This window comes from Shewanella algae, assembly GCF_009183365.2.
In the GTDB taxonomy this organism is placed as follows: Bacteria; Pseudomonadota; Gammaproteobacteria; order Enterobacterales; family Shewanellaceae; genus Shewanella; species Shewanella algae.
In genome coordinates this window covers 1-11,796 of sequence record NZ_CP068230.1, presented here as the reverse complement: position 1 = coordinate 11,796, position 11,796 = coordinate 1, and the positions used below count along the sequence as shown (strand labels likewise).

The following is an 11,796-nucleotide window of genomic DNA, read 5'->3' as shown; positions in this document are numbered from 1 at the left end:
TAGTAAAGTATCACCCACCCGAACGGCCCACAAGTTCACCAGCGCCAGAGTAGGCAATGTAAATAGCGCTCCAATAAACACACTAACGCCATCACTAAGCGTCAATAATCGACCCAAGGCAAATGCGATAAACATCCAGAATAGCATGCACAATGGCAGATAGATTATCGTCGCAAAGGGCCCTGGCCCCGGACCAGAACTGAACAGTAGCAGCAAAAAACGGCGACGCCGGGAAAATTTAATCATGGGGATAACAACAGCAATCCAACAGATGATCGTTGACCATGCCTACAGCCTGCATAAAGGCATAGCAAATTGTCGGGCCACAGAAGTTAAACCCGAGTTTTTTCAGCGCCTTGGACATAGCCTCCGACTCTGGTGTTTGAGCCGGAACCTGAGTCAGGGTTTCAAAGCGATTCACTTTGGGTACCCCGCCGACAAAACCCCAAAGAAATTCTGAAAAATCATTACCTTGTTCCACAAATGCCAGATATGCCTTGGCGTTTCGAACTATGGAATTCACCTTGGCTCGATTGCGCACTATCCCTGGGTCTTGTAGCAATTCCTCTATCTTGGCTTGGTCGAACCCGGCAATGACTTGGGGATCAAACCCGGCAAAAGCGCGTTCATAGTTGGCCTGCTTTTTGAGAATGGTCAGCCACGACAAACCAGCCTGCTGACCATCGAGACAGAGCTTGGCAAACAGTTCTTTGGCATCGTAAACCGGCCTTCCCCATACCTTGTCGTGATATTCCTGATAGAGAGGATCATCAGTCACCCAGCCACAACGAACTATATCCATTACTCAAAATCCCTTAAATCGTTAAATCCGATAAAAAATAACCTACATAAGCCTATATCGACAAGGTATAATCGAAACCATTTTCTATTAATAGCTGACAGCAGTAGATATGACGACGAAACACGACGTGAAGACATTCCAGGGTTTTATCTTAACCCTGCAAGAATACTGGGCGCAGCAAGGTTGCGCCATAGTTCAACCCCTGGACATGGAGGTCGGTGCCGGCACCTTCCATCCACAAACCTTTTTGCGTTCATTGGGCCCAGAGCCGATGAGCAGCGCGTATGTCCAACCATCGCGCCGCCCTACCGACGGCCGCTATGGTGAAAACCCCAACCGTCTTCAGCACTACTATCAGTTTCAGGTCGTATTGAAACCTTCACCGGATAATATTCAGGAGCTGTACCTGGGCTCACTGCAGGCCCTGGGTGTAGACCCAAGTATCCATGATATCCGTTTCGTTGAAGACAACTGGGAATCACCTACCCTGGGTGCTTGGGGCCTGGGCTGGGAAGTTTGGCTCAACGGTATGGAAGTCAGCCAGTTCACCTATTTCCAACAGGTTGGTGGCCTCGAATGTAGCCCGGTAACCGGCGAAATCACCTATGGTCTAGAACGTCTTGCCATGTATATTCAAGGCGTAGACAGCGTCTATGATCTGGTGTGGACCGACGGCCCAATGGGAAGGATCACCTATGGTGACGTGTTCCACCAAAACGAAGTGGAGCAGTCGACCTACAACTTTGAACATGCCGATGTCGACTTCCTGTTCGGTCTGTTCGATCAGTGCGAAAAAACCTGTCAGCACCTGCTTTCACTGGAAAAACCTCTGCCTCTGCCCGCTTATGAGCAAGTGATGAAGGCCTCACATGCCTTCAACCTGCTCGATGCCCGTCACGCCATCTCTGTGACCGAGCGTCAGCGCTACATCCTGCGGGTGCGCACCATGGCCAAGGCGGTAGCCGAAGCTTATTACCAGGCGCGTGAAGCCCTGGGCTTCCCAATGTGCAAGTGAGGTAGAACTAATGAATTTTGACAACTTACTCATAGAGATAGGTACCGAAGAACTGCCACCAAAAGCTTTGCGCACTCTGGCAGAGTCTTTTGTAAACAACTTCTGCGAAGAGCTGGACAAGGCCGAACTCAGCTATAGCAAGGCACACTGGTATGCCGCTCCGCGCCGTTTGGCGCTCTACGTAGAGCAACTGGCCCTGGCACAACAGGATAAAGTGGTTGAGAAAAGAGGCCCAGCGGTCAGTTCAGCCTTTGATGCCGAAGGCAAGCCAACCAAGGCCGCCGAAGGCTGGGCCCGCGGCAATGGTATCAGCGTTGCCGAAGCCGAGCGTCTGGTTACAGACAAGGGGGAATGGCTGCTGCACCGCGCCAAGGTTGAAGGTGTGACCACTGAAAGCCTGATCCCGGCCATGGCCCAGCGCGCCCTGGACAAGCTGCCTATCCCCAAGCCTATGCGCTGGGGCAGCAACAAGACTCAATTTATCCGCCCCGTGCATACAGTTACCATGTTGTTGGGTGACAAGCTGGTTGCCGGTGAGCTGTTGGGTATCACCTCGGCGCGTACCGTTCGTGGTCACCGCTTTATGGGTGAAGCCAGCTTCGAGCTGGATCATGCCGACAACTACCTCAGCAGCTTGAAAGAGCGCGGCAAGGTGATTGCCGACTATCAGGCCAGAATGGATATAATCAAGACAGACGCCGAAAAAGCCGCTGCCGAGTTGGGTGGCCGTGCCGATATCGCCGACGAACTGCTTGAAGAAGTCGCCTCCTTGGTTGAATGGCCTGTGGTACTGACAGCGGCTTTCGAAGAGAAGTTTTTGCAGGTGCCCGCCGAAGCACTGGTCTACACAATGAAAGGCGATCAGAAATACTTCCCGGTATTTGATGGCAACAATAAGCTGATGCCCAACTTCATCTTTGTGACCAATATTGAGTCCAAAGATCCGGCGCAAATCATTGCCGGAAATGAGAAAGTTGTCCGCCCTCGCCTGGCCGATGCCGAATTCTTCTTTAACACAGATAAAAAGCAATCACTCGAGTCCCGCATTGCCAGCCTGGAAACCGTGGTATTCCAGAAGCAATTGGGCACCCTTAAAGACAGAGTGGAGCGCATCTCCTGTGTGGCCGAAGCCATTGCGGCCAAAATCGATGCCAACCAAGCCGATGCCAAGCGGGCCGGTCTGTTGTCCAAGGCCGATTTGATGACCAATATGGTTATGGAATTTACCGACACCCAAGGCACCATGGGTATGCATTACGCGCGCCTCGAAGGGGAAACCGAAGCCGTTGCACTGGCATTGGAAGAACAGTACAAGCCCAAGTTCTCCGGTGATACTGTGCCTACAGCGCCGGTATCCTGCGCCGTTGCACTGGCAGAGAAGCTGGATACCCTGAGCGGGATATTCGGTATCGGCCAGGCTCCTAAAGGCGCTGCCGACCCCTTTGCCCTGCGCCGCGCGGCCATAGGTGTACTGAGGATCATTGTTGAGAACAAACTGCCACTGGATCTGGTCGAGCTGATAGCCAGCGCCATCAAGGCCCACGGCAGCAACCTCAGCAATCAGAACTGCGCCGAAGAGGTGCTGGAATTCCTGATGGGCCGTTTCCGCGCCTGGTATCAGGATAAAGGCATCAGTACCGATGTAATTCTGGCGGTTCTGGCCCGTCGTCCGACTCGTCCGGCCGACTTTGACAGCCGTATCCAGGCCGTCAGCCATTTCCGCAGCCTGGAGCAAGCCGCCTCTCTGGCCGCAGCCAACAAGCGGGTTTCCAATATTCTCGCCAAGGTTGAAGGTGAATTACCAAGCGAAGTCGATACTGCCCTGCTGCAGGAAGATGCCGAGAAGGCCCTGAATCAAGTTCTGAGCTCACTTCAGCCACAACTTGAGCCCTTGTTTGCCAAAGGGGAATATCAACAAGGATTGACCCTGCTATCGACGCTGAAAGAGCCGGTAGATACCTTCTTTGAAGATGTGATGGTAATGGCCGACGATGAGGCGCTGCGCCGCAATCGTCTGGCACTGCTGAACCAGCTGCGGAATCAGTTCCTGCGAGTGGCCGATATATCACTGTTGCAGTGATGGCAGTTGCAGTGATGCCAAACAGCTAAAAAACGCGCCGAAAGGCGCGTTTTTTCATTTTATTTCAAGCAGTTTCTGATGCCACTGTTCAAACATTTCCCGGCTGATATTGGCTTCCTTCAACAAGGCATCCAGCAATTCCGGGGGCAACTTATCCTCTTCCACCAGCATAGAGCATTCACTGATCAGATTGGCTTGCCAAATCAGCTGGCTTAAACGGTTTTCCGGCTTGGCACCGACATTGGCCAGAGGTTGCAGTACAATCTCAAATGCCTTGGGTAACTGCCAGCAACTCACCAGCAGGCTACTCAATGACAAGGAGCGCGCCGTCATCACCTGACGGAACAGCCAGGACTTGGGCTGCTCGCCAGGGTCGGCCTGATTGAAAGCATCGAGCAACAGCTTGAAGATGGCTATCTTGCCAACATCGTGCAGCAGCCCCACCATAAAAGCTGTATCCGGTTCTTCGGTTTCCAGCTCTCCGGCCAGGAAAGCCACCTGTAGTGAATGGCGCCACAAATGGGCCCCAAAACGGCGAAAGTAGATGGGTTTGATATCTATCATCTCTTTCATCATGCAGGTAGTCACTATCCGTCTCAGTCTGTTGCTGCCCAGTTGAACCAGAGCCTGCTGGAGACTGGTTATCTGCCGCTCGCTGCGGCGAAAAGCCGCCGAGTTACAGATGCGGATCACCTCGGCACTCAATACGGGATCTTGCTGAATCAGTACCACTATATCCTGACTATCAAATTCTGGATCGCTGAGTTTGTTGTCCAGCTCCAGTATACGACCAGGGATCTGCAGTACAGAATCGGCAATCTGCTGCGGTGAGGCCAGTGCCTGCTCAATATCGCTCATGACTCGCTTTTCGAGTTTATTGGCAACGCCACCGCTATTCTGGCTGCTGACGGAGAACAGTAAACTGTAAAACAGTGCAGTAGCATCGACGGCAGCCACCAGCTCGTCAGCCTCAGTCTCCCGCGAGCGGCTCAATGCTTGCTGCTCATGCTGGATATTGGGCGGGGCTTCGTTGAAGCTTTTTGGTCGCTCTACTTCAACGTTTTCCCTGACATTAAACAGTTTCCTGAAGATTCCTATCACTTGATTTCCTGCGCAATTATTCCACCCCAGATGGTTCAGTATAATCGCTATTTCCTAAAGTTAACGCGGTAAACACCCAGTAAAAAATCCACCTGCATAGCAGGTGGCTTTGAACAGCCCCCTAGAAGGGGGCTAAAAGAATTACCCATCCAAACCAAGCTTGATCTGGCCGTTTGATTCCTCTGCCTCTACTTTCTGTTGATACCTTACATATCTACGAATGATCTCTTCGTTTGCTCCCACTGAATCTACAAAGTAGCCTCTTTGCCAAAAGTGGTTACCCCATAATTTATGCTTTCGTAAGTAAGGGAATTTGTTAAACAGTCTTATCGCAGTTCTTCCCTTTAAAAAACCTACGTACTCCGAGACACTCAAGCTTGGCGGAAGTCTCACCAGTAAGTGAACATGGTCTATCTGGACATTTAGCTCTACTATCCGGCACTTCTTCATGCCGCTATAGATATAAATACTGCGACAAACCTCCTGTCCAACTCGGCCCTTCAAGATCCTGTGTCTATACTTTGGCGTCCATACAATGTGATACTGACAGCGATAGAAGACGTGCGATGCACTTTCATATCGGCTCATACTGCTTACTCCTTGATTTGCTGGTAACAAACCGAGTCAGTATGCAGTATGGGCACTCTTCGGGCTGAGCCCCGACTTGACGATCACCACCTCCATAGGAGGTGGTTTTAGGGTGACAATAAAAAAGGAAGGCCTGAGGCCTTCCTTTTAAAGATAACAAGCTGTTTGATTAAACGTCGAGGTTAGCCACGTTGAGGGCGTTGGCTTCGATAAAGTCGCGTCTTGGCTCAACCTGATCGCCCATCAGAGTGGTAAACAGCTGATCGGCCGCTATCGCATCTTCAATGGTGACCTGCAACATGCGGCGGCTCTCGGGATCCATGGTGGTTTCCCATAGCTGCTCTGGGTTCATTTCACCCAGTCCTTTATAGCGCTGGATATAGAGACCGCGCTTGGACTCAGCAATCAGCCAGTCAAGTGCTTCAACAAAACTGCTGACCTCTTTGACCCGCTCACCGCGTTTAACATAGCCGCCGTCTTCAATCAGATCACAGATCTGCTCACCCAGCTTGGCGATACGCTCATAATCGCTGGAATGGAAGAAGTCATAACCAAACAGATAATGGGTATCTATACCGTGTTTGCGCACAATGAGCTGCGGCAGATACACCTTACGCTCTGGATCCAGCACAGTTTCCATCTTGTAGATAACGCCGCCATTCTCTTCATCTTCAAGATCCTGCAGCAGGCCTTTGCACCAAGTGGTCATAGCGGCCTCGTCGGCCAGCATTTCGGCGGTCACCCGTGGACGATACAGCATGCGGTTGGTCACATTGGTTGGATAACGCTTTTCCAAGCGCTCGATGATGGCTTCCACTTCGCGATACTGATTAACCAGACGCTCCAGGCCTTCACCTGACATGGCCGGTGCATCCTTGGATGGATAGATGCAGCCGCCATCAAGAGCCTGAGTGGTCAAGTATTCAGTCAATGCCGGTTCATCTTTCAGATACTGCTCCTGCTTGCCTTTCTTCACTTTGAACAAAGGAGGCTGGGCAATATAAACAAAGCCACGCTCGATCAGCTCAGGCATCTGACGGAAGAAGAAGGTCAACAGCAGCGTACGAATGTGCGAGCCGTCGACGTCAGCATCCGTCATGATGATGATGTAGTGGTAACGGGTTTTTTCCGGATCATATTCATCACGGCCGATACCGCAGCCAAGGGCAGTGATAAGAGTCGCCACTTCCTGAGAAGACAGCATCTTGTCGAAGCGAGCCTTCTCTACGTTAAGAATTTTACCCTTGAGTGGCAAAATAGCCTGGTTCTTTCTGTTTCGGCCCTGTTTGGCACTACCGCCGGCCGAATCACCCTCCACTATGTAGATTTCAGAAAGACCTGGGTCTTTTTCCTGACAGTCAGCCAATTTACCCGGCAAACCACCCAAATCCAGGGCTCCTTTACGACGGGTCATCTCGCGGGCCTTACGGGCCGCTTCACGGGCGCGGGCAGCGTCAATAATCTTGCCAACAATCATCTTGGCATCGGCTGGGTTTTCCAGCAGATAGTCATTCAGCTTCTCACCCATGGTCTGTTCCACGGCGCCTTTGACCTCACTGGAAACCAGCTTGTCTTTGGTTTGGGAGCTGAACTTGGGGTCAGGAACCTTCACAGAAACCACTGCGGTCAGGCCTTCACGGGCATCATCACCTGTGGCGTTGGTCTTGCCCTTCTTGTTGAAACCCTCATTCTCCATGTAGTTGTTCAGGTTACGGGTCAATGCCGCCCGGAAACCTGCCAGGTGAGTACCACCATCACGCTGGGGAATGTTGTTGGTAAAACAGAAAATGCTTTCCTGGAAACCGTCGTTCCACTGCATGGCCACTTCAACAGTGATGCCATCATCCCGCTCTTGGGAGAAGTGGAATACATCCTTATTCACCGGAGTCTTGTTACGGTTCAGGTACTCTACGAAGGCCTTGATACCGCCCTCATAGTGGAAAAACTCATCTTTGTTGTCGCGCTCGTCAATAAGACGGATACCCACGCCTGAGTTCAGGAATGAAAGCTCGCGAATACGTTTGGCCAACAGCTCATAATGAAACTCGGTATCAGTAAAGGTTTCATGGCTGGGCCAGAAACGAATTTCAGTACCTGTCTTGGTTGCTTCACCGATTTCCTTGATAGGCTCTTGCGGCTCACCGTGCTTGTAGAACTGCTCATAAACCTTGCCATCGCGGCGAATGGTCAACTGCAGCTTTTCCGACAAGGCGTTAACCACTGACACACCCACACCGTGCAAACCACCGGAAACTTTATAGGAGTTGTCGTCGAACTTACCGCCGGCGTGCAGCACTGTCATAATAACCTGGGCAGCCGATACCCCTTCTTCAGGGTGAATGGCAACCGGAATACCACGACCATCATCTTTGACAGATACAGAGCCATCAACATGGATGGTGATCACTATGTCACTGCAGTGGCCCGCCAAAGCTTCATCGATAGAGTTATCGACGACTTCGAATACCATGTGATGCAGACCCGTGCCATCGTCGGTATCACCAATATACATCCCAGGTCTTTTACGTACCGCATCAAGGCCCTTAAGGACCTTGATACTCGAAGAATCGTAACTGTTCTCTGACATATTATTCTCTCATCGGTTATTCAATGACCGTTACCCGCCCCTGTTCCACCTGAAAAATCCGGCTTGGGGGCGTGCTTAATGAATCTGATATTGCTGCCGGGTCAATCGCAGTGACAAACACTTGCGCCCCGGTTTCGCTCAACTGCCGCAGCAATAACTTCCTGTGTTTCGCATCCAACTCTGACGGCAGATCGTCGACCAGATAGATACTATTCTTATCTATTTGTTGTTTAAGCAACTTTCCTTGTGCTATTCGCAGTGCACACACCAACAACTTCAGCTGACCACGGGACAAAGCATCCTGAGCGGGTAGATTACCCACTCTGAGTCTCAAGTCGGCTTTATGGGGGCCACTGACGGTGTGCCCCATGGATAGATCCCGGGAATAAGACGCCTGTAACAGGGTCGAAAACTCAGTTTTACTATCCCAACCACGGGTAAAGGAAACCTTGATATCAACCTGTGGTAAAAACTCCCCGATTATACCCTTAAGTAGCTCATTTAACGAGTCTACATATGCCTTTCGTATCTCGGTGACCAACTCGGTATAACGGATAAAATCCCGGTCCCAGTATGCGATTTGCTGGTAGGCTGCACCGTCCTTAAGTAATTGATTACGTTGCTTGAGGATCCGCCTTACATTGACCCAGGCCTGATAAAACTGGGGATCGCAATGAAACGCGCCCCAATCGATAAACTGGCGCCTGGCCTTGGGGCCTTCAAACAACAGTGAAAAGCTCTCTGGGGTGATTACCTGAATAGGCAGGGTGTCGGCCAGCACAGACAGGCGCTTTATCTTCTCGCCATCCATTCTGACCTCGGTTTCGCCGCTGCGAAACCGCCGCAGCCCCAACTTACTGTCACCGGAGGGCAGGCTCAAATTGGCAAACAGGGTCAACTGATCCTGTTGGTTATTGATCACCCTCTGAGACAGATGACTGCGAAACGAGCGCCCCATCCCCAGAAAGTAAATCGCCTCCAGGACACTGGTTTTGCCACTGCCATTTTGGCCGTAAATAAGATTCAGCCCAGTGCCGGGGAGCAGTTGGGCTGAATCGATATTACGAAAAGCTTGAATATTGAGACGAGTTAGACTCATTTATGGCCCAAAGTCGCCCCTAGAGGCGCATCGGCATCACCACGTACATGGAGTCTTCCTCGACGTGGTTTTCAATCAAGGCACTGGAGTTACCATCACTGAGGGTAATCCTGACTTCATCGGCCTTGAGACCATTGAGCACATCCAGCAGATAAGAGACGTTGAAGCCGATTTCGAGCGGCTGACCGGCGTAATCCACATCGATTATCTCTTCGGCTTCTTCCTGCTCCGGGTTATTGGCGGTGATCTTGAGCAGCGCATTTTCCAGCTGCACCCTGACACCACGGAATTTCTCATTGGACAGGATAGAAGCCCGCAATAGTGCTTGCTTAAGCTGATTGCGACTGGCCAGCACTATCTTGTCGCCGCCTTTGGGCAATACCCGGCGATAATCCGGGAAGCGGCCATCCACCAGCTTACTGGTGAACACGGCGCTGGCGGTGGTAGCACGAATGGCGTTATCACCAATGGCAATATGGATATCCTGATCTTCACTGTCCAGTAGGCGAGCCAGCTCCATCACCCCTTTACGAGGCACGATCACCTGATTTTCCGGCAAAGAGGCTGCTATTTCTCTGTGACTCAGAGCCAAGCGGTGGCCGTCTGTTGCAATGGCGCGCAGTACATTACCCTCGGTTTCCAGCAGCAAACCGTTGAGATAGTAACGCACATCCTGGTTGGCCATGGAAAACTGAGTGGCGTCTATCAGTGACTTGAGTGTGCCCTGCTTGAGGTTAAATTCGATGGCGGGCTGGAAACTCTCGACATTGGGGTATTCTTCCGCCGGTAGCGTCGCCAACGAGAAACGGCTGCGACCGCTGCGAAGCAGCCACTTGTTTTCCTGCTGTTCGATTTTGATTTCGCTCTGCTCAGGCAGTGACTTGACGATATCGAGCAGTTTCTTGGCCGGCACTGTGGTGCGACCTTCCTGCACTTCGCCACTGACCTCGGCACTGCCGACCAGTTCCACCTCAAGATCTGTACCCGTCATCTTGAGTGAGTGATTACTTACTTCCACCAGGAGGTTTGCCAGAATAGGCAAGTTATGGCGTCTTTCCACCGCGCCACTGACCAACTGGAGCGGCTTTAATAGGGCATCCCTATCGATCGAAAATTTCATGGTCCTGTTCCCTGATTAAGAAGATAAGGTTCTAATCAAGTTGGCATAATCTTCTTTAATGTCGTGACTCTCTTCCCGCAGCTGTGCAATCTTGCGGCAGGCATGCAACACAGTTGTATGGTCACGACCACCAAAAGCATCCCCTATCTCAGGTAAGCTCTGATTGGTTAATTCTTTAGATAACGCCATGGCCATCTGCCTCGGTCTCGCCACACTGCGGGAACGGCGCTTGGACAGCATATCGGCCATCTTGATCTTGTAGTATTCAGCCACTGTTTTCTGAATGTTGTCTATAGTGACTAATTTTTCCTGCAGAGCCAAGAGGTCACGCAAGGCTTCGCGCACAAAATCAATGGTTATTGGCCGACCGGTAAAGTTGGCATTGGCGATAACCCGGTTCAATGCCCCTTCCAGTTCACGCACGTTGGAGCGTAAGCGCTTGGCGATGAAGAAGGCCACTTCATCCGGCAAGTTGATCCCACTCTCCTGCGCCTTGCGCATCAAAATGGCGACCCGGGTTTCCAGCTCAGGCGGCTCGATGGCCACGGTAAGACCCCAGCCAAAGCGCGACTTGAGCCGATCTTCCACACCGTCGATCTCTTTCGGATAACGATCCGATGTCAAAATGATCTGGTGATTGCCTTCAAGCAAGGCATTAAAGGTGTGGAAAAACTCTTCCTGGGATCTGTCTTTATTGGCAAAAAACTGAATGTCATCGATAAACAGAGCATCAACACTGCGATAGTAACGCTTGAAGTCTTCGATGGCATTGTTTTGCAACGCCTTGACCATGTCCTGCACAAAACGCTCTGAGTGCATATAAACCACTTTGGCGTTAGGATTATTCTTGATAATGCCGTTGCCTACGGCGTGCAGTAGGTGAGTCTTACCCAAACCGGTACCGCCATATAGAAACAGAGGGTTATAGGCACCACCCGGGTTTTCAGCCACCTGCAATGCGGCCGCCTTACCCAGTTGGTTGGACTTACCTTCAACAAAGTTGTCGAATTGGTAAGTGGGGTTAATATTGCTGCGATAGCTGTGGTTTACGGCTGGTTCTGCGGCAGTATTAAAGGTTGCACCTTTACCGGCCGCACTCTTGGGAGCACTGACAGAGGCCTTGGTCGCAGTTGGGGTCTGAACCTGGGGCTTGGCCGACGGACGACTACCTATATCAAACCTGAGTTTTGGCGCATCATTGCCCAAATGCTCAGTAAAAAACTGATTGATAATGTTGAGATATTTATCCCGAACCCAATCAAGCACGAACCGGTTTGGTGCATAGATCACCAGGGTATCCCCATCCATTTCGGCCTGTAACGGTCTGATCCACATACTGAATTGTTGAGCAGAAAGCTCATCTTGCAGTCGTCCGATACATTGTTGCCAAAGTGAAACCGCCAC

Annotated in this window: 9 protein-coding genes; 2 read left to right on the top strand and 7 right to left on the bottom strand. The window is 51.3% G+C overall.

What is annotated here, in order from left to right; translation table 11 throughout:
• Nucleotides 1–238 precede the first annotated feature (238 nt).
• On the bottom strand, nucleotides 239–802 hold the full coding sequence (locus E1N14_RS00045) for a DNA-3-methyladenine glycosylase I (RefSeq protein WP_025011835.1): 564 nt from the start codon (nucleotides 800–802) through the stop codon (nucleotides 239–241).
• A gap of 109 nt (nucleotides 803–911) precedes the next feature.
• Here E1N14_RS00045 and glyQ point away from each other — a divergent pair, with 109 nt between their 5' ends.
• Nucleotides 912–1,817 (top strand): glycine--tRNA ligase subunit alpha, encoded by a 906-nt coding sequence (gene glyQ / locus E1N14_RS00040; protein ID WP_028780936.1) that lies wholly within the window; start codon nucleotides 912–914, stop codon nucleotides 1,815–1,817.
• A 10-nt stretch (nucleotides 1,818–1,827) separates the two neighbouring features.
• On the top strand, nucleotides 1,828–3,897 hold the full coding sequence (gene glyS / locus E1N14_RS00035) for a glycine--tRNA ligase subunit beta (protein WP_062793970.1): 2,070 nt from the start codon (nucleotides 1,828–1,830) through the stop codon (nucleotides 3,895–3,897).
• A gap of 54 nt (nucleotides 3,898–3,951) precedes the next feature.
• On the opposite strand, the gene E1N14_RS00030 is transcribed toward glyS, so the two are convergent.
• From E1N14_RS00030 to dnaA, 6 genes are all read right to left on the bottom strand, one after another.
• Nucleotides 3,952–4,998 carry an HDOD domain-containing protein gene (locus E1N14_RS00030; RefSeq protein WP_025011836.1) on the bottom strand — a complete coding sequence of 349 codons (1,047 nt, stop codon included), beginning with the start codon at nucleotides 4,996–4,998 and terminating at the stop codon, nucleotides 3,952–3,954.
• A 141-nt stretch (nucleotides 4,999–5,139) separates the two neighbouring features.
• Nucleotides 5,140–5,586: an IS200/IS605 family transposase gene (gene tnpA / locus E1N14_RS00025; RefSeq protein WP_025012174.1), complete on the bottom strand. Its 447-nt coding sequence runs from the start codon at nucleotides 5,584–5,586 to the stop codon at nucleotides 5,140–5,142.
• Between the two features lie 169 nt (nucleotides 5,587–5,755).
• Entirely contained in the window at nucleotides 5,756–8,173 is a 2,418-nt protein-coding gene (gene gyrB / locus E1N14_RS00020; RefSeq protein ID WP_025011716.1) for a DNA topoisomerase (ATP-hydrolyzing) subunit B, read from the bottom strand.
• A 16-nt stretch (nucleotides 8,174–8,189) separates the two neighbouring features.
• Entirely contained in the window at nucleotides 8,190–9,272 is a 1,083-nt protein-coding gene (recF, locus tag E1N14_RS00015; protein WP_062793861.1) for a DNA replication/repair protein RecF, read from the bottom strand.
• Between the two features lie 19 nt (nucleotides 9,273–9,291).
• Nucleotides 9,292–10,392 (bottom strand): DNA polymerase III subunit beta, encoded by a 1,101-nt coding sequence (dnaN, locus tag E1N14_RS00010; protein ID WP_025011717.1) that lies wholly within the window; start codon nucleotides 10,390–10,392, stop codon nucleotides 9,292–9,294.
• 15 nt (nucleotides 10,393–10,407) lie between these two features.
• Nucleotides 10,408–11,796, bottom strand: coding sequence for a chromosomal replication initiator protein DnaA (dnaA, locus tag E1N14_RS00005; RefSeq protein WP_025011718.1), 1,389 nt, complete (start codon nucleotides 11,794–11,796; stop codon nucleotides 10,408–10,410).

Coding starts and splice junctions, on each gene's coding strand:
- E1N14_RS00045 (WP_025011835.1), bottom strand. CDS start 802: ATGGATATAGTTCGTTGTGGCTGGGTGACTGATGATCCTCTCTATCAG.
- glyQ (WP_028780936.1), top strand. CDS start 912: ATGACGACGAAACACGACGTGAAGACATTCCAGGGTTTTATCTTAACC.
- glyS (WP_062793970.1), top strand. CDS start 1,828: ATGAATTTTGACAACTTACTCATAGAGATAGGTACCGAAGAACTGCCA.
- tnpA (WP_025012174.1), bottom strand. CDS start 5,586: ATGAGCCGATATGAAAGTGCATCGCACGTCTTCTATCGCTGTCAGTAT.
- gyrB (WP_025011716.1), bottom strand. CDS start 8,173: ATGTCAGAGAACAGTTACGATTCTTCGAGTATCAAGGTCCTTAAGGGC.
- recF (WP_062793861.1), bottom strand. CDS start 9,272: ATGAGTCTAACTCGTCTCAATATTCAAGCTTTTCGTAATATCGATTCA.
- dnaN (WP_025011717.1), bottom strand. CDS start 10,392: ATGAAATTTTCGATCGATAGGGATGCCCTATTAAAGCCGCTCCAGTTG.